Genomic DNA, 21,518 nt, shown 5'->3' on the forward strand with positions numbered 1-21,518 from the left:
CGGATGTATCATTAAATAATTGTGAATAATTCTAAAAACCGGGATATTGATATTAATAAAAAAAATACCATAATTTCTTTCATTTTAAATATATAATTTAATTTTTTGTGATATATGCATGAAAAAAATGAATATATTTTTAAATTAATAATAAAAAATGTTTAGCTTTGTGTAATTAATAGAATATATTGAGAAAGTTATGAAGAAAATTTTTACTTCCTTCTTTTTCCTCTTTCTGTTTGCGATTACCAGTGCACAATGGAGTCCTGCAACATTCCGGGGGGAAAAGACGAGGGTAAGTTCTGAAATCAAGAACTACTACTCTCTCGACATTTCTTTACTGAAGTCTCAATTGGCAAATGCACAGGAATCGGGCAAAAATGCGAAACCGGTTACCATCTCTTTGCCAACTTTAGAAGGAAAAATAGAAAAATTTGCCGTTTACAGCTTCCCTGTGGTTGTGAAAGAACTGGCAGATCAGTATCAGTTAGGATCTTACGTCGGTGTTGGGATTGATGATCCTGGCAAGTACCTGAGATTCAGTTTGTCTGCAGATGATTTTCAGTCGATGATCATCAAAGAAGGCAAATATGAATTTATAGAACCTGCTGATAAAAATAAGACAGTTTATGGTGTGCATCCGAAAACTGACAAAAGCAACGAAGGCTTTCTTTGTTCCATGAATGAAGACAAACTATCCAAAAAAGAGATAGAAAATCTTTACACAACAGGAAGGGCATTTTCCAACCAGCCAACGGTTTTCAACAAATCTTCTGACAAAAAGTACAGAACAATGAGGCTGGTGATGTCTGTAACGGGAGAATACACCCAGTATTTTGGAGGTACCGTTGCCAATGCATTAGTAGCAATCAATGCAACCCTTACCCGTGTAAACGGTGTATTCGAAAAAGATTTTGCATTGCACTTAAACCTGCAGAATTTTCCTGGGGTAATTTATACCAATCCGGCTACCGACCCTTATTCTCCGGCAGCGACCGGTGCGGGAGGCGCATGGAATCTGGAATTGCAGCAAACCCTTACCGCAAATGTTGGTAACGCCAATTATGATATCGGCCATTTGTTCGGAGCTTCCGGTGGTGGTGGTAACGCAGGCTGTATCGGATGTGTTTGTGTAGATCCTACTACTTCCGTTCCAAGAGGAAAAGGTTCAGGTTATACTTCTCCTGCAGATGGAATTCCGCAGGGAGATAATTTTGATATCGATTATGTTGCTCACGAGATAGGGCATCAGCTTGGAGGCAACCATACCTTTTCACACGCTCTTGAAGGCGCGGGAGTGAATGTTGAGCCGGGTTCCGGTTCAACCATTATGGGATATGCAGGGATTACCGGGGCCAATACCGATGTACAGGCGCATTCGGATCCTTATTTCCATGCGGTGAGCATTACTCAGGTTCAGAATAACCTGACAAGCAAGACCTGTGATGTGGAGACGACAATTACCAACAATCCTCCGGTAATTGCAGCTTTACCTACATACAACATTCCAAAGGGAACGGCATTCGTTTTAACAGCTTCTGCAACAGATCCTGAAAACGATCCGATGACCTTTTGCTGGGAGGAAGTGGATAACGCAAGTACAACCATCAATAAGAATAACTTAGGAACTACTTCTACCGGGGCAACATTCAGGTCATTCAACCCGACAACAAGCCCTACAAGATATTTCCCTAAATTATCGTCCGTACTTTCAGGAGTTTTAAATAATTCCAATAATGGCTGGGAATCTGTTTCTACATTAGCAAGAACAACCAACTTTAGAGTAACGGTTCGGGATAACAACCCGGATCCTGCACAGCAGCAGACCCAGTTTGCTAATCAGCAGATTATCGTAGGAAACGACGGTCCGTTTAAAGTAACTAATACAGCAGCATATAACAATGGGCCTACCAATGTAACCTGGGATGTGGTTAATACAACAGCATCTCCTTACAACGTGGCCAACGTAAAAATTGATTATACAACCGATAACGGGGCAACCTGGACTGTAGCTTCTGCTTCAACTCCTAATGATGGGAACGAAAGCTTGAACTTGACAGGTCTTACTGCAGGAGGTACTGTAAAGATCAGAGTAAGTGCCATTGGCAACGTATTCTATGCTATCGGAAGTGCAAACGTAACAGCTTTATTAAGCTGTACGGGAGCAGCTCCGACAGGTATTGCTGTATCTGCTATTACACAAACTACAGCTACCGTTAGCTGGACGGCTACTGCCAATTCAACTTATATCGTACAATACCGTCCGGTAGGAAGTACTGCGTGGATTACGGTAACTGCCGCAACAAATTCCGTAAACCTTGCGGGTTTAAATGACGGTATTCAATACGAAGTACAGGTATCCACCGTATGTAGCGGTGTTCAGGGACCTTTCTCTGCATCTGTTAACTTTACGACTCTAGGACTTACCTATTGTACGATGACTTCCAGCAACTTTGCTTCGGAATATATTTCCAACGTTACAGTGACGCCGGTAGGCGCTGCGGTAATGAGCAACAACTCTGCAGGTTCTACTTATACGGATTATTCCAATACACCAAGTGCTTTGGTAAATCTGGTAATCGGATCTACAGGAAATACAGTTTCCGTAACTAAATTCTTCCCGAGCACCGTATGGAGTGAGGCGGTAGGTGTTTGGATCGACTTCAATAGAAACGGAGTTTTCGAAACATCAGAACAGGTAATGAATTCTCCTTCCAGTACAACGACTCCGGTTTCAGCGACGTTCAACGTTCCTGCTACGGCATACAACGGACCGGCAACTACAAGAATGAGAGTAGCCATGAGATATTCTACCTCTCCTGTAATGTGTCAGAGTTTCGGTGATGGGGAAGTTGAAGATTATGCAGTAAAATTAATTCAGCCGATTGCGTGTACAAGCAACGCACCGCTGAACCTTACCGTTACTAATATTACGGCAACTTCTGCTTACGTAATGTGGGATCCTGCTACCGGAGCAACCTATGTATTGCAGTACAGACTGGTAGGATCACCGACATGGACTACAGTTCCGTTGACTTCTAATGCATACACGATAAATAATTTAACTGAACAAACTCAGTATGAGGTTAGGGTAGCTTATGTTTGTTCCGGTACAACGGGTACTTACACGAATCCTTATCAATTTACGACGCCGGCAGTTACTTACTGTACTATTACGACAACCAACAATACTAACGGATACATTTCCAATGTAATGGTTACCCCAACGAACTCTTACGTGATGAGTAACAATTCAGGAGCGAATACGTATACTAACTATTCTTCGGATCCTTCCAAATTGATTACTCTGGTTCGTAACTCAACCAATAACAGTATTTCAGTTTCTAAATCCTGGTTAACGACTACAACATCTTCGCTTGCAGTAGGAGCCTGGATCGACTTTAACAGAAATGGTATTTTTGAAACTGCTGAAAGAGTAATCAGTACTACGGCATCTACAACAACTCCTATTACTTCAACGTTTACGGTTCCTGCAACTTCTTACAACGGACCGTTGACGCTTAATATGAGAGTGATCTTCTCAACCTCTACGATCTCCGACCCTTGTGCTACGGTAGCGAATGGCGAGATTGAGGATTACGCAGTGAAGATTATCGACTTATCACCTTGTACAACGGCTCCGCCGTCTCCAATCGTTGTTTCCAATATTACCGCTTCTACAGGGATGGTTTCTTGGATCAATGCGACAGGAGCTACTTACATCTTAAGATACAGAACGGGCACTGGAGCCTGGACGACTATTTCGCCTGCGACCAATCCTTATACTATCCAGAACTTAAATGCTTCAACGACGTATGAAGTACAAGTAGCGACTGTTTGTGGAGGTACTACCAGTGCATGGTCAGCTTCAGTAAACTTTACGACGCTGGCATCTGCTTATTGTACACCAACTACAACAAGTGTAACCAATGGTTATATCAATAATATTACTGTTACGGGTACCAATACTCCAATGATGTCAAACGACTCAGGAGCTACCACGTATACAGATTATTCCAACGATGTTACGAAGACCATTACTTTGGCCCGTAACTCTACTGGCAATATACTTTCTGTAGGTAGAACAATTTTATCAGGTACATATTCTACCTATGCTTGGCTTGATTTAAATGGTGACGGTGTGTTTGATAACAACCCTATCGGTACAGGTGGAGGTGAGAGAATTATGAACTTAGGATATTCTTCTACCACTCCTGTTACAGCAACATTTGCAGTGCCAGCATGGGCGTACAGTGGAACCAATAAGGTAAAAATGCGTGTAATCGTATATTTCCTTACACCAACCAATGCCTGTTCACCACTTACCAGTAATGGAGAGGTTGAAGATTACCAGGTGAAATTTGTAGATATTCAGCCATGTACAACGGCAGCTCCTACAGGAATCACTTTAACCAATATTGCAGCAACTACTGCTACCGTATCTTGGATTTCTTCTACTGGTGCAACTTATCAGGTAAGATGGAGAACCACAAACCCTATTGGTGCATGGGTAACTTCAACAGTGATTACAGGTAATACTTTCAACATTACCGGTCTTACCGAACAAACTGCTTACGAACTTCAGGTATCTACCATTTGTGGTGGAATACAAGGACCTTGGTCTACAGCGGTACCGTTTACTACGACACCGATCACTTACTGTAACATGACGGGTACAGGAACAACGGATTACATTTCAAATGTTACCATGACTTCTGTGAACCCAGGTATTCCTCCGATGAGCAATACCTCAGTGCAGACAAACTATATCAGTTATACCACTCCGGCTACACTTATCAACCTGGAAATTGGTTCTAATGGTAATAAAATTTCAGTAGCTAAAGGAGGTGGACAAAGTGATGCCGTATCTGCCTGGATCGATTTCAACAGAAATGGGGTTTTCGAATCTACAGAACAGATTATGGCTTCTGCGGCAAGTCCAACAAGCCCTGTAACAGCATTATTCAACGTTCCTGCAACAGCATATAACGGTCCGCTTACAACGACAATGAGAGTTGTTCTGAAGCGTACAAGTGCACCGGTAATGTGCCAGAATGCAGTAAACGGGGAAGTTGAAGATTATGCGGTAAAATTGAGACCTTGTTCAGCAACAGCACCTACAAACATCTCATTCAATACCATTACGCATACTTCTGCAAACGTTAACTGGACAGTACCAACAGGAGGTCTTACCTTTATTGTAAGATACAGAGTTCAGGGTACAACGACTTGGACGGAAGTTGTGACTTCAACATTAACGGGAAATCCGCCATTGGCTTTAACAGGATTAACTCCTGCAACGACTTATGAAGTACAGATTGCTGCAACCTGCGGAACTTCTGCCGGAACATACACTCCGATCCAGACGTTCACAACGAGATGTGATCCTACACCTCCGGCAGTAACTGTCAGCAACGTTACAACCAACTCTGCAGTGGTAACATGGGCTCCGGTTGTACCAAGTGCAACTTATGTAGTTCGATACAGAATTACAGGAACTTCAACATGGATTACTATTAACGTTACAGCAGCTCCTTTAAATACATATACCCTTACAGGTTTAAGCCCGTATACAACGTATGAAGTACAGGTTGCGAATATCTGTAACGGAGAGACAACAGTAAATACATGGTCTAACCCTAAAGTATTTACAACGGAAAGAACCTGTGAATTACCTCCTCCGGGATTAACCATCACTAACCTTACACCGACAACGGCAGTAGTGGTTTGGGATCCATTCCCGGGAGCAACTTACATCTTGCGATACAGAAAAGTAGGCATTCCGAGCTGGACAACAGTAACTTCCAATACCAACACCATTACCTTAACCGGTCTGTTGGAATTGACACAATATGAAATGCAGGTAGCAAACGTTTGTAGCGGAACTCCTGGTAACTATACACTTCCGTATCTGTTTACAACACCAACGGTAGTATATTGCCAGATGCAGGCGACAACGGCAAGCACGAATTATATTTCAAAGGTTACTGTTACTCCTACTGGTAAGTCGGTAATGACGAACCCGTCGTTAGCATCAAACTATACCGATTATACCGGAGTGACGAATACGTTTATCGAGTTGATCCAGGGATCTTCGGACAATAAGATCAGCATCGATAAAACCGCTTCAGGAAATGCAGGGGTAGCTGTATGGATCGACTTCAACAGAAACGGATACTTCGATATCAACGAAAGAATCCTTGTTTCCGGACCGAATACGGACCAAACGGTAAGCGGAACATTTACGGTACCTGCGGATGCATTTGTCAGCCTGACAGACTACAAATATGTGGTGATGAGAGTGGCAATGTCAAAAGATGCCATCCCTGTAAACTGTACCAACTTCCCGAATGGTGAGGTTGAGGATTACACGGTAAGAATTTCGAAACTTCCGGTACCTAATTCTGTGAACCAGACGGATATCTTAATCTATCCTAACCCGGTAAGCACAGTATTATATGTGAAAAATATCAGCAAAAAAGCGAATTATAAGATCTACAGTGCAGCAGGACAGTTGATAGCAAGCGGAATCATTCTGAATAACAAGATTGATGTCCATGCTTTGATCAATGGAGTTTACATGATAGACATTCAGGACGGAACTTCAGTTTCTGCTCAGAAGAAGTTTATTAAAGAATAAAAATGTATTACATTTAATTATTAATCCACAACAAAGGCTCTCAGAAATGGGAGCCTTTTTTATTGATGGTTTAAATATTTTAAGCAAAGTGAATGTGATCATTGATTTAATATTCATTATTAGCAAAAATAACGAGGTTGAATGAGTAGAAGGTTCAAACAGATTCTTTTTATAATGCTTGGCAAACAATATTCAAAACTGATTGGCCATAAGCATCCAGCTCCCTTCTTCCGGCCTATGGACTAATCTTGCTTAACAATAAAAAACCCGCCGGAAATCCAGCGGGTCTTGTTTTATTCGATGTCGAAGATTACCTTTTCGGTATGTTCTTTTAAATCTTCAAGATTGGTATTGTTGTAGATGATACAGTCTGCCAGTTTTATCTTATCCTTTTCTGGCATCTGATTTTCCATAATAGCCTGTACTTCACGATAGGTTTTGCCGTCGCGGTCCATCACCCTTTTCATCCGGATATTATCTTCTGCCGTCACGAGAACCGATTTGTAACATTGCTGGTTAAGTTTCAGTTCAAACAATAAGGCGGTTTCCTTAAAGACCAGATATTTTTTCTGCGCCTTCACCCAGTCTTCAAAGTCGGTTCGGACCGCGGGATGAATAATCCCGTTGAGGCCTTCCAGCAGATCATTATTATTAAATACCTTTTCAGCGACGAACTTCCGGTTATAAAGCCCTTTTTCATCATAAGCCTCTTCTCCCAGGAGTTCTTTGATTTTTGCCTTTAAATCGTCATTCTCATTCACGATTTCTTTTGCCCTGTCATCCGAATAATAAACGGGAAAGCCGAACTCTTCAATAAATTGGGCAACGGTCGTTTTACCCGAGCCGATTCCGCCGGTGAGACCGATGATTTTGGGTGCCGATAACGGGTCCGGTTCTGCCTGCTGAGTTTCTGAATGCAATTCTTCCATATCTAAAAATTAATATCCGAAAACATCATTAAAGCTAAAAGTTTCATCGAGTCTTACGCCCTTTTCAGTCATTTTAAGACTGGCCAGTTCGTTGTGGGCATCGTGCTCAAAAAACAACAGGTATTCATTATCCACACACTGCTTCAGGAATTTTCCTTTTTCCTCCAGTGTTAAGAGTGGGCGTGTATCGTATCCCATCACATAAACGTGGGGAATATGTCCTGCCGTCGGAATAAGGTCCGCAGCAAAAACAATTGTTTTTTCCTGGTATTGGATAACCGGGAGCATCTGCTTCTCCGTATGGCCGTCCACAAAGATGACATCCATCTTAAGATCCGGGGCAAAACCGTAGTTTCCGTTCGCTGGCAGCGGTAAAAAATTAAGCTGTCCGCTTTCCTGGATCGGGATGATGTTTTCTTTTAAAAAGCTGGCTTTTTCTCGTGCGTTCGGTTCGGTAGCCCACTGCCAGTGGTTTTCGTTTGTCCAGAACTGAGCATTTTTAAAGGCGGGTCTGTATCCCGTCTTATCATCGTTCCATTCAATGGCGCCGCCGCAATGGTCGAAGTGGAGGTGTGTCAAGAAAACATCGGTAATATCTTCCCGTACAAAACCGTATTTTTTAAGATTCTTGTCTAATGTATCGTCGCCCCAGAGCGAATAGTGCCCGAAGAACTTATCATCCTGCTTATTACCGAGTCCACAATCGATGAGGATCAGTTTTTTTCCGTCTTCCACAAGCAGGGAACGTGTGCCCAGCTCAATCAGGTTTCTTTCGTCTGCCGGATTGGTCTTTTCCCACAGACTCTTTGGGACGACGCCGAACATCGCTCCGCCGTCTAATTTAAATTTTCCACATTGTATTGGATATAGTTTCATATAATATCAGGTTTCTATAATGTATTATTTTTGTAACAGTTTCATTTTTCCGGCAATCTGTTTTGCATTCTCGTCACCACCCTCTAGATTAGCAATAATATTACGGAAATCATTTTCTTTTCTGTTTTGGGAAAGCTTCTGTTGAATGAAAATCTCGGTAGGAATAATTTTCATCCCGAAAGCACCGTGCATTTCCCTCTCTACAAATGCATTTCCCATATCCTTCAGCATTAACGGGCATCGCTGGGATGTTTCGTATTGGGTTGTAAGCTTGTCCAGGTGCAGATACAGCTCTTCGTGATCCATCAGCTCAACTTTTCCGTAAATCTGCACGGCTTCATAATTCCATGTTGAGACATTAATGTGGTCATACCAGCTGCTCGAAATATAAGTGTGTGCTCCCAAAAAATCGCAAAGCACCTCACTTCCGTTTTTCAGGATCTTTGCTTGTGGATTTGCTTTGGAAACATGGGTTTCAATGTAGATGTTTTCCCGGTCTTCTTCATTCAGGATCATCATCGAGTGTGTTGCCCGGATCTTTTCTTCAGAGGAAATCAATAAAGCAAAGGCATTTTCCCTGATAATGTCTTTCATCAGATTAAGATCTTCGCTTTTATACAATTTAGGAATAAACATATTCTTTAAAAAAGTTCACCCGGATTTTTAGGTCTGGTGATATTCAGATGCTTGTAGGCTTTATCCGTAACTTCACGTCCTCTTGGCGTCCTGATGATAAATCCTTCCTGGATAAGGAAAGGCTCATACACTTCTTCCAGAGTCTCCGGGTTTTCTGCGATGGAAGTTGCCAATGCGGAAATACCTACCGGTTTTCCTTTAAAGTTTTCAATCATCACCCGCATGATTTTGTTATCCATTTCATCCAGGCCGTACTCATCCACATTCAGTGAATCCAGTGCATATTTGGTAATATTGATTTCAATTTCACCGTTTCCTTTAATCTCTGCGAAATCCCGGACTCTCCGCAGCAAAGCATTGGCAATTCTCGGGGTTCCACGGCTTCTTCTGGCGATTTCAATGGCGGCATCTTCATAGATTTTTACACCCAATACTCTTGCGCTCCGGATAATGATCATCGATAAAAGTTCAATTGTATAATATTCCAATCGGCTTTGGATTCCGAATCTGGCCAGCATCGGCTTTGTCAGCATTCCGCTTCTTGTTGTTGCTCCCACTAGGGTAAAAGGATTAAGGCCGATCTGTACACTTCTTGCATTCGGTCCGGTTTCCAGCATAATGTCGATCTTATAATCTTCCATCGCGGAATACAGGTATTCTTCCACGACCGGCGAAAGCCTGTGGATTTCATCAATAAAAAGAACATCGTTTTCCTCAAGGTTCGTCAGCAACCCTGCTAAGCTTCCGGGTTTATCCAGCACGGGACCGGAGGTGATCTTACAGTTTACCCCAAGCTCGTTTGCAATGATATTGGCCAAAGTGGTTTTTCCCAAACCGGGAGGGCCATGCAACAGGACATGATCAAGTGCTCCGCCACGCCTTTTGGCAGCCGATACAAACACTTCCAGGTTTTCCAGCGTTTTCCGCTGTCCCGCAAAATCCTTAAAACTCTGGGGACGGATCTGCTCTTCCTGTGCCAGTTCTTCACGGGAATAATTGTCTTTGTCTGGATGTAAAAAGTCAGGCATTAATTCAATTTCATTTATGGTAAAGATAGCAAAATTGAGTTTAAGATGAAGAATAATTTCGGGTTGAGATGGAGGATTTAATATAGGTTAAGGTAAAGGCTGAGGTTACGATTATAGGTGTTCTTTTTCAGTGTTGATAAGATTGAGATATTTTGAGTATTTTTGAGAGGCAGGAAACCTCTATGCTGAGATTCCTACAGAATGACAAGCGCATAATTTGTCATTTTGGAAAACATCTGAAATAATAAGAGTAAATTATTTATCTAAACATTAGCTTAAATTAAATAAATGAGGTTAATTGGCCCCTTTAAGCAGGTAGTAACACTTGCTAATCTCCTTTTAAGAGGAAAACTTGCAGACGAGCAGCTTGAAATTGTTGCTGACGGCGGAATTTTAATTGATCAGGATACGATCCGCGAAGTTGGAAATTATCAGACCTTAAAATCGGAAAATCCCGATGCTGAAATGGAGGAAGTAGCTGGCGAACAGATAGTGCTCCCAGCTTTTGTAGATTCCCACACCCACATTTGTTTCGGAGGGAACCGGGCGAATGATTTTGCCATGCGCAATGCCGGAAAATCCTATCTGGAAATTGCCGAAAGCGGAGGAGGGATCTGGAGTTCCGTACAGCATACCCGGAAAGCTTCAGAAGAAGAACTGCTGAAAACCCTTTTGGAAAGAATTGACTTTTTATTAGCCTTAGGCATTACGACGATCGAAGTAAAAAGCGGCTACGGACTGGATGTGGAAAACGAACTGAAAATGCTCCGGATCATTAAAAAAGCCCAGGAGTCGACGAAGGCGACCCTTGTTCCGACCTGTCTTTCCGCGCATCTGAAACCGAGGAATTTCGAAGGAAGCAATGAAGAATACCTGCAATATATTTTAACTGAAATTTTACCGAAAGTAAAAGAAGAAAATTTAGCCGAAAGAGTGGATATCTTCATAGAGAAGTTGGCGTTTCAGCCGGAAGAAAGTAGAGATTTCCTGCTTCAGGCGAAAGGCTTGGGTTTTGAAATAACGGTTCATGCCGATCAATTTACGCCGGGAAGTTCGAGGATTGCAGTGGAAGTTGGCGCAAAATCTGCAGATCATCTGGAAGCAACCATTGACGAAGATATTGAGTTTCTCGCACAATCGGAAACGGTTGCTACCGCTTTGCCGGGAGCAAGCTTAGGGCTTGGCGAAAAATTTACCCCGGCCAGGAAGTTGCTGGATGCAGGAGCCATCGTCGCCATTGCCAGCGACTGGAATCCCGGTTCGGCACCGATGGGAAATTTAATTACACAGGCTTCTATCCTGGCAACCTTTGAAAAGCTAACCACCGCTGAAGTCTTGGCAGGAATTACCTTCCGTTCGGCTTTTGCGCTTGGCTTAGAAGACAGGGGAAGATTGGAACAGGGATTAAAGGCAGATTTTGTAACGTTTAAAACGAATAATTTCCAGAACATCCTTTATCATCAGGGAAGCCTGAAATGCGAAAATGTGTATATTGACGGGATCCGGATCTGATGAAAAAAATCGTCATTAATTTTATCATGACGGCTCTTTTGATCATTGTCCAGTACTTTTTATCGATCATTCTGATTTTTCAGATTGCTGCAAAAAGAGTCGGTGAGGCGTCGTCAGGTTTTAAAGATATTTTAATCGTCCTGATCTGGTTGGGAGGCTTGATATCCATTATTTATTTTTTTATTAAATTTCTTACCGGTATTTACAGATATAAAGAATAACAACATCACAAAAAAATAAACGTAGTATGAACACCATTTGGCAGGGAAGATTAGACGGGGCAGACTTGCTTTACCACAGAATATTCCAACGGGTAAAAGAAGAAAATAATTACGATCTTGTTTCAACTAAAGATTTCGTTTTACACGGGTTTGCTGTGGATGAGGGCGTTCGGCGGAATAAAGGGAGGCAGGGCGCTAAAGATGCCCCGGTTGTTATCCGTAAAAATATGGCTAATTTCCCAGTGATCCGTCCGGATTTTTCGCTGCTTGATTTTGGAAACATAATGTGTGAAGACGGAAGGCTGGAAGACGTGCAGCAAAAGCTTGCGAAAAATGTTTCCAAGGTATTGCTGAAAGGCGGAAAGTCTGTGGTGCTGGGTGGCGGTCATGAAGTAACATATGCACATTATCTCGGACTGAAGACGGCGTTCCCGGAGCAGAAAATCGGGATTATTAATATCGATGCTCATTTTGATAATAGAATGCCCGAGGATGGAGTAGGAGCAAGTTCAGGAACCGGTTTCTGGCAGATTGCCCAGGAAGGTGAAATCAATTCCCTGCACATTGGCATCCAGAGAAATTCAAATACTTTGAAATTGTTTGATACCGCTCATCAGTACAAAATGAAATACATCCTGGCCGATGAACTTTTCTTTGAAAATCTTCCTTCGGTTTACCAGAGAATCAACGATCTGCTGGAAAGTGTGGATTATGTTTATCTCACGATTTGTATGGATGTTTTCAATGCGTCGGTAGCTCCCGGGGTTTCGGCTTCTGCTTATAATGGGATTTTTGCCGATGCGGCATTTATGCATTTTTACAGGCATATCCTGAAAAGCGAAAAGCTGTTGGCGCTAGATGTAGCCGAAGTAAATCCGGCATATGATATTCAGGACAGAACGGCAAGGCTGGCTGCGACACTCGTTAACGAATGGTTTATGGTGTAAGACAGGATTTAACAATATTCCAATAGAAAAAATCATTATTTTATTTAATTCCAAGGAACAAAGTTTGTTGCTTATAAGATGCTTTTAACAGAGTAATAATTAAATTCGGCAGGGCTGAATTTAGAAACAGAAATTACATTATGGAACAATCAATTGAAAATAAACTTATCAAAGCAGATAAGGCATTTTCAGAATGGAAAAAGGTACCATTCGAAGACAGACAGAAACTCATTGCCAAAGCGGCAGAACTCCTGAAGAACAACGCGGAAAAATTCGGCACCATCATTACGAAAGAAATGAATAAGCCTATTTCACAGTCGGTTGCTGAGGTAGAAAAATGCGCTTTGATGATGGATTATTATGCAGATGCGGAAAATATTTTAAAACCTGAACACGTAGATTCTCAATATGCTTATTCAGAAATCCATTATGTTCCAAAAGGGGTTATCCTGGGTGTTATGCCGTGGAATTTCCCATTCTGGCAAGTGTTGAGGTTTGCCGTTCCTGCTATCCTGGCCGGGAACACCGTGGTCTTGAAACATGCTTCCATCTGCTTCGGCAGCGGAAATGCAATTGAGGATATTTTGCTGGAAGCCGGTTTTCCGGAAGGCGTATTCCAGAATCTTGAAATCGGGCACAAAGATGTGAGAGAAGTTCTTGAACATAAGGCCATTGCCGGGGTAAGCCTTACCGGAAGCGAGAAAGCCGGTGCTGAAGTCGCTTCGATCGCGGGTCAGAACATCAAGAAATCCGTTTTGGAATTGGGCGGAAGCGATGCATTTATCGTATTGGATGATGCTGATCTGGATGAAGCCGCGAAAGTAGGAGCCCTAGCCAGGCTACAAAATTGCGGACAGACCTGTGTCGCAGCTAAAAGATTTATCATCGATGAGAAAATAGAAGATGCTTTCCTTCCGAAATTTATCGAAGAATACAAAAAATTCGTTCCGGCAGATCCGATGGATAAGGAAACGAAAATTGCCGGGATGGCAAGACCGGATTTAGCGGATGACCTGGAAAAACAATTTGAGAAAGCTTGTGGAACATGGTGCCGAAATCATTTTACCTTTGGAACGGATTTCCGATAACGAATTTAAACCTGGTTTAATCCGTGTAAAAGAAGGCAATCCGATCCTTCAGGAAGAACTTTTTGGACCTTTGGGAATGGTGATGGTAGCTAAGAATGATGAAGAAGCGATACAGATGGCCAACGATATTCCGTTCGGACTTTCCAATTCGGTATGGACAAATGACAAAACCCGTCAGCTGCTTTTTATTGAAAACCTGGAATCCGGAACCGTAAACATCAACAGGATGACCAGCTCAGACCCGCGTTTTCCATTCGGAGGAACGAAGACATCGGGATACGGAACAGAGCTTTCTCTGTTGGCTTTAAAGGAGTTTGTGACAGCTAAAACGATTGTAGGTAATTAATTAATATTTTAATTAAACATAAAAACTCCCGGATTTCCGGGAGTTTTGTATTTGCAAACGGTTTAGCTTAATTAAACCGTAGTCAGTCTTAATGTATTGGTTTTTCCGCCTTCGTAAGATGGAGTCGCATTGATGTTGATTACGAAATCTCCGGCCTCTATATACCCGTGATTGTGGGTAAGCATATTTACCTGGATAATCGTTTCATCAGTAGATTTCTTCATATCGTAATAATATGCGTGAACGCCCCAAAGAAGGTTCAGCATGGTGATTACCCTCTTGTTACCGCTGTAAACGATAATATGGGAATTCGGTCGGTGTGCTGCAAGCTGGAAAGCTGTATAGCCTGAGCTTGTTAAAGTAACGATCGCCGAAACATTGGTTGTTTTCGCAATTCTTACCGCTGCAAGACAAACCCGGTTTGTAATAAACCTCTCATCGATGCAATTGAAATCTTTTTCGATCGGTTCGTTCTTGTGTTGGTAGAAATGGGTGGTTTCGATGTTTTTCACGATTTTTGCCATGTTTTCCACTACCTGAACGGGATATCTTCCCACAGAAGTTTCTCCTGAAAGCATTACGGCATCCGCTCCATCCAATACCGAGTTCGCAACGTCATTTACTTCCGCTCTGGTTGGTGTTAAGCTGTTGATCATGGTTTCCATCATCTGGGTAGCAATAATTACCGGTTTGGAATAGAATCTTGCCTTTTCTACCAATGTTTTCTGGATGGCAGGAACTTCTTCCATCGGAACCTCAACTCCTAAATCTCCACGGGCTACCATTACGCCGTCGCACTCCAAAAGGATCTCATCGATATTTTTTACTCCCTCCGGCTTTTCAATTTTCGCGATGATCGGCGTCTTGAATTTTCCGTTCGGGTGTTTTGAAATTAATTCTTTAAGATCGATAATATCCTGGGAGTGACGCACGAAAGAAAGTGCGATCCAGTCTACTTCCTGATCGAGCATAAAGTTGGCATCCTGGATGTCTTTTTCCGTTAAGGCAGGAAGTGAAACATTCGTATTCGGAAGGTTTACCCCTTTTTTAGAGCTTAGAGGCCCCCCTTGGATGGTTTTTGCTTTTACCGTATCGGTAAGGTTGGTTTCCGTTACTTCCAATACCAGCTTCCCGTCGTCGATAAGGATTCTTTCCCCTACTTTTACGTCCTGTGGAAACTGTTGGTACGTCATGTATACTTTGGTAGAATCTCCTTCGATCTTTTCATTGGTGAAGGTCAGGATGTCTCCGGGATTAAGGTATGAACCTTCCTTTACAACACCTACCCGTAATTTAGGACCTTGTAAATCCCCTAAAATTCCAACAGAGTAACCGTATTCTTTGTTGAGTTCTCTGATGATTTCGATATTTGAACGAACTAAGTCGTAGTCAGCGTGTGAAAAATTGATTCTGAAAATGTCAACACCTGCTTTCATTAACCCTAACATTACTTCCTTCGACGATGAAGCCGGACCAAGTGTTGCGATAATTTTTGTCTTCTTTAAATACTTATTCATAATACTGGATAATTTGATAAAGTTCTTCCTCAGAACCTAATATATGATCTTGAATAGGAAATACAAGATTTTCAGGGAGCAAAATTACGGAAAAATCAGGAAACTGTTCCGAACTATGCAAAATATATTGCACTTCTACCTGATTATTTAATAAAAATTTAATGTTTTCTTCTTCTGAAAAGAGCTCAGTCTGCAGTTTTTTCTGTTTGCTGTCTGCAGATTTATTGGAAATAAAAGTAAAACAGGTACGGGTAAACTTATGATAAGCCTCAAATCTTGGAAAATAATAGTCAAAATAATCCCCGGTCAGGACAACATCTTCAATCCTTCTGAAGGTAAAGCTGTTGATTTGATTTACTTTAAAAAAAAACTCATGATCCGGGATATGCTTTGCCAATCTTACCAACCCAATGGTAATATTTTCAAGTTCCGTATCGTCAAGGTCATAAAGTTTTTGGATTTCCAAGGATGTTTTCTTTTTTGTTTAAAATATAAAATGCGCGCTGGGCAGCTTTTTCTTCTGCTTTTTTCTTTGAAGTTTCAGTGGCGTTTGCGATTTTCTCCTCACCGAGCCATACATGGCAGCGGAAGACAATCGACTTATTCACCTGGATCTCTTCGCAGGTCTCGTACTTTATATTCAACTTCTTCTTCTGGCTCCATTCCAGCAGAAGGCCTTTGTAGCTTACAATTTTGTTCTCTAATTTATTAATTTCCGTCGGCGTCAGCAGTCTTTCCAGGATAATCCTTTTACAGGTATCATACTGGAAGTCCAGATAAACGGCACCGATTAAGGCTTCGAGTAAATTGCCGGAGATGTTTTCTCCCAACGCTACGGAATTCTGTTTCTGCAGCAGATCGGTAAGTTTCAGATCGTCTCCTAATTTATTCAGGTTCTTCCTATTAACAATTTTAGATTTCATCTGCGTCAGGTATCCTTCATTGGCCTGAGGATAGGTATGAAACAGATGACAGGAAATAATTGTACCCAAAACAGAATCTCCTAAAAATTCGAGCCTTTCGTAATTGCTGTCTTTTTTAGAAGAATTTTTCAAAGAAAAGGCTTCGCGGTAGAGGGCAACATTCTGTACTTCAGTACCCAGCATTTTAGTAAGCTCGGTACTGAGAAAGTAGTCTCTCTCCGTAAGCTGTCTTTTTCTTTTTTTGAGAAGGAATTTAGAAAAGTATTTCTGTAACTCCATTCAGTAAGTTTAGATTTTCTTAAATAGAACGCAAGCGTTATGCCCACCAAACCCAAAAGTATTACTCATGGCTACTTTTACATCTTTCTTCGCAGCTTCGTTGAACGTGAAGTTCAGTCTGCTGTCGATATTTTCGTCATCAGTAAAATGGTTGATGGTAGGAGGAACAATACCATGAATAATCGTTCCCAACGCAGCAATAGCCTCAATAACGCCGGCAGCACCCAACAGGTGGCCCGTCATTGATTTTGTAGAATTAATCTGAATGTCGAAAGCATGCTCGCCCAATAATTTCGAAATGGCATTGGATTCTGCGATGTCCCCTAATGGAGTAGAAGTACCGTGCATATTGATATGATCTACTTCATCAGCAGTTAGTCCCGCGTCTTCCATGCAGTTTTTCATTACGAGGTAAGCGCCCAGTCCTTCAGGATGCGGTGCCGTCATGTGATGTGCATCTGCACTCAGGCCTCCGCCTTTTAATTCTGCATAAATGGTCGCCCCGCGTTTTATGGCGTGTTCATATTCTTCAAGAACGATACATCCTGCGCCTTCCCCCAGTACAAAACCGTCGCGGTCTTTGTCGAAAGGTCTTGAAGCCGTTTTAGGATCATCATTTCTTGTCGAAAGCGCCATCATTGCATTGAAACCACCTACGCCGCTTGCGGTAACGGCAGCTTCAGAGCCTCCGCACACAATAACGTCTGCTTTTCCGAGCTGGATCAGCATTTTGGAATCAATTAACGCGTTCGCTGACGATGCACATGCGGAAACCGTGGTATAGTTCGGTCCGTGGAAGCCATATTCGATAGAAATATGCCCCGGTGTGATGTCGGCGATCATTTTAGGAATAAAGAAAGGGTTGAATCTCGGGATCTCCGTGTTGGCCCATCCTAAAACTTCGGTTTCGAAAGTTTCCAAACCTCCGATTCCGGAACCCCAGATTACGCCGACCCTGTTTTTATCTACCTGGTCTTCGATAATTCTTGAGTGTCCTACCGCTTCCCTTGCTGCTACAAGCCCCAGCTGGGTATTCCGGTCCATTTTTTTTGCTTCTTTCTTGTCGAAATGCTGCAGCGGATCGAAATTTTTTACTTCGCAGGCGAATTTGGTCTTAAAGTTTGTGGCATCAAAAAGAGTAATAGGAGCGGCTCCGCTCTCACCTTTTACAAGATTTTCCCAGTATTCTTTTGCATTATTTCCAATCGGTGTTATTGCTCCAAAACCGGTTACAACTACTCTTTTTAATTCCATAAACTTTGTTTAATTTCTTTTTTGTTGAAGAATATTATTTATTTACTACTTCTTCGATATAAGCGATAGCGTGACCTACAGTAGTAATTTTTTCAGCTTGGTCATCAGGGATCTGAATGTTGAATTCTTTTTCAAATTCCATGATAAGTTCTACTGTATCCAATGAGTCTGCTCCTAAATCGTTTGTGAAGCTAGCCTCTGGAGTTACTTCTGTTTCTTCAACGTCAAGCTTATCAGCGATGATAGCTTTTACTCTTGATGCAATGTCTGACATAGTAAATTTTTTTTTAATTGTTAGATGGTGCAAATATATAAAATTCTTTACGATAAAACATTTTTTTAGTCTTTTTTGTGGCCTGTAGGTACTTATTTTATGATGCGGAGGTTTAGTCTTTTAGTTTTCAGTTGTTTATATTTTGCCACTTGAAAGGCTGCTTGAGATTTGATCTCCGAAAGAAAATCCGGAAATACCGATGGCCGTCCGGCCTATTACACCCGAGCTGTTTCATTATTATTTTTCTTCCTATTTTCTTTGCGAAGCAACATTATCACTAGCTTTGCAGACTAATTTTTTAGCCCGTTATTTAGTTTTTACATTCATGAAAAAGATTTTCCATCTCCTGTTTCTCGCCTTTTCCGTATCTCTGTTTTCACAGGCCAAAGGAAAAGTGATCAAAATAAAAGACGGCGATACCCTCGTGGTTTTACTCTCCGACAACACCGAGCAGACCCTCCGCCTTGCCGAAGTCGACTGTCCGGAGAGCGGCCAGGCTTTCGGAAAGAATGCAAAACAGTTTACTTCCGACCAGGTTTTCGGGAAAACCGTGACCTTTTACAAAATTGGGAAGGACCGCTACGGAAGAGGTGTTGCCGGTGTTTTCTATGACAACGACAAATACCTCTCGCGGGAAATCGTAAAAGCGGGCTTCGGATGGTGGTATTTCAAGGCTTCTAAAAACACGGAGCTTCAGAAACTGCAGGATGAAGCCAAGGCTGGAAAGCTGGGCTTATGGGCCGATAAAAAAGCAGTAGCGCCGTGGGATTTCAGGAAAAATAGAAAGAATAAGGCAAAATAAATACACTCCAAATCATTTGATCTGGAGTGCAGTACGATGTGCGAAAGCATTTATACTTTCCTAATGTTCATCAACTATTGCAATAATACAGTGCGGAATAGAATGCTTAATTTTCAGCTTATGATCTGCACATGGCATCCCACGTGGTCCAGAAGTGCGCATTGATGGCTCCCGGTGCCGGGCTGGTGCTGTCTGCAACGATTCCTACCATGGAGGCACAGTTGGAGTTGCATCCGATCTGGTTTTTGCTTCCCTGCTGGGCCGGAATCTCTCTCCATGTTCCTGTAGAACCGCTTAACAGTTCCACTTTGATGTCAAAAATCCCTGAAAGATTTGGTGTCTGAAGCTGTCTGGTAGGATTGTCACTCGAAACCGTATCTTGCCAGTTTTCTTGCGAAAACGTTACCCTCCATTTTCCGATCATTTTAGCGGTGTCATTTTGGGGTGAAAGATATACCCAGAACTGGGCGCCTCCTCCTAATTTTAATTCTCCTGTTGAATTTGCATTGTAGCTTGTGTTTGCTTCCATGATGTCTGTTTTTAGTTGTTTGGTTATGCCAAAGTAACGCAGAAAAAAACATCCGGAACAGCGTGTAAATGACCAATTGTAAGATTAGGTGTTTGTACGGTAATACATCCGATTGATAAGTTGGTAGAAGTTTATGAAGAAAATCAGAAGCTGTATGAGCGGTTGCTGGAAATGTAGAAGGGTGGTGTGATTGAGGAGCTGGTGAGGAAAATATTAGAATTGACTTTTTATAATTGATGGTTGTTTTGTTGGACAGCTTTTATTTTGAGTAGATGGTGGTTTTTATGAGATTTTTAAACTGATCGGATTTAATAACTTTATTTTTTTTCAATATATTTTCTCAAAATGTCATATCGCTAAACAAAGTTTCATAAATTTAAAAAGTATGAGTTTAATGTATAAATTATGAAAATAGGATATGCCTGGGTCTCAACCCAAAACCAAACTTAGATTTACAAATTGCAGCTCTTGAAAAAGCAGGCTGCGAAAAAATTTACCAGGAGAAAATTTCTGGGACAACAAAAAATCGTCCGGAGCTTGATAAGATGATCGAACAATTCCGGAAAGGTGATGAACTTTATGTTTGGCGACTTGACCGATTAGGAAAAAACCTGAAAAATATTATTGATCTGGTTTTAAATTTAAGTGATAAAGGTATTATTATAAAAGGTATAACCGACGAAATAGATACATCTACTGCAAATGGCCGACTCTTCTTAAATCTGATGGCATCGCTTGCTGAATATGAACGGGAATTGATCCGGGAGAGAACCAATGCCGGTTTACAATCTGCCAGGGCAAGAGGTAGATTAGGAGGAAGACCGAAAGGGTATACTCAAGAAACAATTTCAAAACTTTTGCTTTTACGTAATATATACAAGGATGTCACGAAATGACCGGAAGAAATTTATAAGCCGTTTGGATGACAAGGGCGACATTTTACAGGTATGCTATAATCATCCGGATGAAGAAATAAAAAAATGACAGTAAAAAATAATAATTAAATTAGATAAAAATTAATACCCTACATAAATGAATTACGGCATAATTGATAATCTACCAATTGATTACCAGTTTAGTACAAAATCAAAAAAAGAGCTTGAACTTTACGGTGAGTGGTTTTATGAAAATAAAGATAAAAGAATTTATGAGTTATTTAGAGCAGTTAGTTCAACAGTGGGATTTGAAGGTTGGATTTCAGACTTTACATCTAATTCTTTAAAGGAACTTGGAACTTGGTTAAAACAAAACGTGGAAATCGAAAAAATTCCTGATGATGATTATAAGAAAAAAAGAGCCGAAATTCCCGATTATATGGAACTGAAAGATTGGGATCTAACTAATAAAACTAGGTCTTTATTAGTAGATATTGGAATATATTTTGGAGAAGTGTTTATTCATACATACTCTCAATTGAACTGGGAGCAATATTTTTCTACAAGAAAAAAAGACAATGACCAAGGGCATATGGTTATTAAAATGTCAAATAATATTCTTAACCCAATATGGATAACATATATTATTGGATTAGGTCTCGCAGATAATATAAAAGATAGATTTTGTCTGATCAATTCCTTTGAAACTTGGAAAAAGTATATTTAATCCGCATTAAAATTGATGCGGATTCATGAGAACGCAATTAATTAGAATATAAATCAAAATTTATCACTTTGGTCTCCAATGAGATATCATTTCAATATCTACTTCTGTAACAATC

General features: G+C 41.3%; 17 protein-coding genes and 1 pseudogene. 8 read left to right on the forward strand and 10 right to left on the reverse strand.

The window, feature by feature from the left end; translation table 11 throughout:
* The first annotated feature begins 199 nt into the window (after positions 1-199).
* Positions 200-6,640, forward strand: coding sequence for a GEVED domain-containing protein (locus tag QE422_RS04805; RefSeq protein WP_307455539.1), 6,441 nt, complete (start codon positions 200-202; stop codon positions 6,638-6,640).
* 293 nt (positions 6,641-6,933) lie between these two features.
* On the opposite strand, the gene coaE is transcribed toward QE422_RS04805, so the two are convergent.
* From coaE to ruvB, 4 genes are read right to left on the reverse strand one after another with little or no spacing between them, the layout of a single operon-like run.
* A complete protein-coding gene (coaE, locus tag QE422_RS04810; protein ID WP_307455541.1) occupies positions 6,934-7,569 on the reverse strand; it encodes a dephospho-CoA kinase in 636 nt (211 codons plus the stop codon).
* Between the two features lie 9 nt (positions 7,570-7,578).
* Positions 7,579-8,445 (reverse strand): MBL fold metallo-hydrolase, encoded by an 867-nt coding sequence (locus QE422_RS04815; protein ID WP_307455543.1) that lies wholly within the window; start codon positions 8,443-8,445, stop codon positions 7,579-7,581.
* 24 nt (positions 8,446-8,469) lie between these two features.
* A complete protein-coding gene (locus tag QE422_RS04820) occupies positions 8,470-9,081 on the reverse strand; it encodes an FMN-binding negative transcriptional regulator (RefSeq protein ID WP_307455544.1) in 612 nt (203 codons plus the stop codon).
* Positions 9,082-9,086: 5 nt separating this feature from the next.
* A complete protein-coding gene (gene ruvB, locus QE422_RS04825; protein ID WP_294288887.1) occupies positions 9,087-10,109 on the reverse strand; it encodes a Holliday junction branch migration DNA helicase RuvB in 1,023 nt (340 codons plus the stop codon).
* 288 nt (positions 10,110-10,397) lie between these two features.
* Between ruvB and hutI the strand changes: the two genes are divergently transcribed.
* The 4 genes and pseudogenes from hutI (at position 10,398) to QE422_RS04845 (ending at position 14,223) form a co-directional block, all read left to right on the forward strand.
* On the forward strand, positions 10,398-11,621 hold the full coding sequence (gene hutI, locus QE422_RS04830; protein ID WP_307455548.1) for an imidazolonepropionase: 1,224 nt from the start codon (positions 10,398-10,400) through the stop codon (positions 11,619-11,621).
* Positions 11,621-11,842, forward strand: coding sequence for a hypothetical protein (locus QE422_RS04835; RefSeq protein WP_307455549.1), 222 nt, complete (start codon positions 11,621-11,623; stop codon positions 11,840-11,842). The genes hutI and QE422_RS04835 overlap by 1 nt, the downstream gene beginning before the upstream one ends.
* Before the next feature lie 26 nt (positions 11,843-11,868).
* Positions 11,869-12,789 carry a formimidoylglutamase gene (gene hutG, locus QE422_RS04840; RefSeq protein ID WP_307455550.1) on the forward strand — a complete coding sequence of 307 codons (921 nt, stop codon included), beginning with the start codon at positions 11,869-11,871 and terminating at the stop codon, positions 12,787-12,789.
* A gap of 140 nt (positions 12,790-12,929) precedes the next feature.
* Positions 12,930-14,223 (forward strand): annotated as a pseudogene (locus tag QE422_RS04845) (NAD-dependent succinate-semialdehyde dehydrogenase).
* Positions 14,224-14,294: 71 nt separating this feature from the next.
* Here QE422_RS04845 and pyk read toward each other — a convergent pair.
* From pyk to QE422_RS04870, 5 genes are read right to left on the reverse strand one after another with little or no spacing between them, the layout of a single operon-like run.
* On the reverse strand, positions 14,295-15,740 hold the full coding sequence (gene pyk / locus QE422_RS04850; RefSeq protein WP_307455552.1) for a pyruvate kinase: 1,446 nt from the start codon (positions 15,738-15,740) through the stop codon (positions 14,295-14,297).
* Positions 15,733-16,206, reverse strand: coding sequence for an IPExxxVDY family protein (locus tag QE422_RS04855; protein ID WP_307455553.1), 474 nt, complete (start codon positions 16,204-16,206; stop codon positions 15,733-15,735). Before QE422_RS04855 ends, pyk begins: the two co-directional genes overlap by 8 nt.
* Entirely contained in the window at positions 16,184-16,942 is a 759-nt protein-coding gene (gene rnc / locus QE422_RS04860; RefSeq protein ID WP_307455555.1) for a ribonuclease III, read from the reverse strand. Before rnc ends, QE422_RS04855 begins: the two co-directional genes overlap by 23 nt.
* Before the next feature lie 9 nt (positions 16,943-16,951).
* Complete coding sequence (gene fabF, locus QE422_RS04865) at positions 16,952-18,196, reverse strand: beta-ketoacyl-ACP synthase II (RefSeq protein ID WP_307455557.1); 1,245 nt, start codon at positions 18,194-18,196, stop codon at positions 16,952-16,954.
* 34 nt (positions 18,197-18,230) lie between these two features.
* Positions 18,231-18,470 (reverse strand): acyl carrier protein, encoded by a 240-nt coding sequence (locus QE422_RS04870; protein WP_002976354.1) that lies wholly within the window; start codon positions 18,468-18,470, stop codon positions 18,231-18,233.
* A 325-nt stretch (positions 18,471-18,795) separates the two neighbouring features.
* Here QE422_RS04870 and QE422_RS04875 point away from each other — a divergent pair, with 325 nt between their 5' ends.
* Positions 18,796-19,272, forward strand: a complete 477-nt coding sequence (locus QE422_RS04875; RefSeq protein ID WP_307455558.1) for a thermonuclease family protein — start codon at positions 18,796-18,798, stop codon at positions 19,270-19,272.
* A 118-nt stretch (positions 19,273-19,390) separates the two neighbouring features.
* Here QE422_RS04875 and QE422_RS04880 read toward each other — a convergent pair whose 3' ends face one another.
* Complete coding sequence (locus tag QE422_RS04880) at positions 19,391-19,801, reverse strand: hypothetical protein (RefSeq protein ID WP_307455560.1); 411 nt, start codon at positions 19,799-19,801, stop codon at positions 19,391-19,393.
* A 506-nt stretch (positions 19,802-20,307) separates the two neighbouring features.
* Between QE422_RS04880 and QE422_RS04885 the strand changes: the two genes are divergently transcribed.
* Positions 20,308-20,697: a recombinase family protein gene (locus QE422_RS04885; RefSeq protein WP_373463434.1), complete on the forward strand. Its 390-nt coding sequence runs from the start codon at positions 20,308-20,310 to the stop codon at positions 20,695-20,697.
* A gap of 136 nt (positions 20,698-20,833) precedes the next feature.
* On the forward strand, positions 20,834-21,403 hold the full coding sequence (locus tag QE422_RS04890) for a hypothetical protein (protein ID WP_307455561.1): 570 nt from the start codon (positions 20,834-20,836) through the stop codon (positions 21,401-21,403).
* Positions 21,404-21,518: the final 115 nt, after the last annotated feature.

This window comes from Chryseobacterium sp. SORGH_AS_0447 (assembly GCF_030818695.1).
In the GTDB taxonomy this organism is placed as follows: Bacteria; Bacteroidota; Bacteroidia; order Flavobacteriales; family Weeksellaceae; genus Chryseobacterium.

Excerpts from the sequence above, each read along its gene's own strand:
- QE422_RS04805 (WP_307455539.1), top strand. The coding sequence starts at position 200 with ATGAAGAAAATTTTTACTTCCTTCTTTTTCCTCTTTCTGTTTGCGATT.
- coaE (WP_307455541.1), bottom strand. The coding sequence starts at position 7,569 with ATGGAAGAATTGCATTCAGAAACTCAGCAGGCAGAACCGGACCCGTTA.
- QE422_RS04815 (WP_307455543.1), bottom strand. The coding sequence starts at position 8,445 with ATGAAACTATATCCAATACAATGTGGAAAATTTAAATTAGACGGCGGA.
- QE422_RS04820 (WP_307455544.1), bottom strand. The coding sequence starts at position 9,081 with ATGTTTATTCCTAAATTGTATAAAAGCGAAGATCTTAATCTGATGAAA.
- ruvB (WP_294288887.1), bottom strand. The coding sequence starts at position 10,109 with ATGCCTGACTTTTTACATCCAGACAAAGACAATTATTCCCGTGAAGAA.
- hutI (WP_307455548.1), top strand. The coding sequence starts at position 10,398 with ATGAGGTTAATTGGCCCCTTTAAGCAGGTAGTAACACTTGCTAATCTC.
- QE422_RS04835 (WP_307455549.1), top strand. The coding sequence starts at position 11,621 with ATGAAAAAAATCGTCATTAATTTTATCATGACGGCTCTTTTGATCATT.
- hutG (WP_307455550.1), top strand. The coding sequence starts at position 11,869 with ATGAACACCATTTGGCAGGGAAGATTAGACGGGGCAGACTTGCTTTAC.
- pyk (WP_307455552.1), bottom strand. The coding sequence starts at position 15,740 with ATGAATAAGTATTTAAAGAAGACAAAAATTATCGCAACACTTGGTCCG.
- rnc (WP_307455555.1), bottom strand. The coding sequence starts at position 16,942 with ATGGAGTTACAGAAATACTTTTCTAAATTCCTTCTCAAAAAAAGAAAA.
- fabF (WP_307455557.1), bottom strand. The coding sequence starts at position 18,196 with ATGGAATTAAAAAGAGTAGTTGTAACCGGTTTTGGAGCAATAACACCG.
- QE422_RS04870 (WP_002976354.1), bottom strand. The coding sequence starts at position 18,470 with ATGTCAGACATTGCATCAAGAGTAAAAGCTATCATCGCTGATAAGCTT.
- QE422_RS04875 (WP_307455558.1), top strand. The coding sequence starts at position 18,796 with ATGAAAAAGATTTTCCATCTCCTGTTTCTCGCCTTTTCCGTATCTCTG.
- QE422_RS04880 (WP_307455560.1), bottom strand. The coding sequence starts at position 19,801 with ATGGAAGCAAACACAAGCTACAATGCAAATTCAACAGGAGAATTAAAA.
- QE422_RS04890 (WP_307455561.1), top strand. The coding sequence starts at position 20,834 with ATGAATTACGGCATAATTGATAATCTACCAATTGATTACCAGTTTAGT.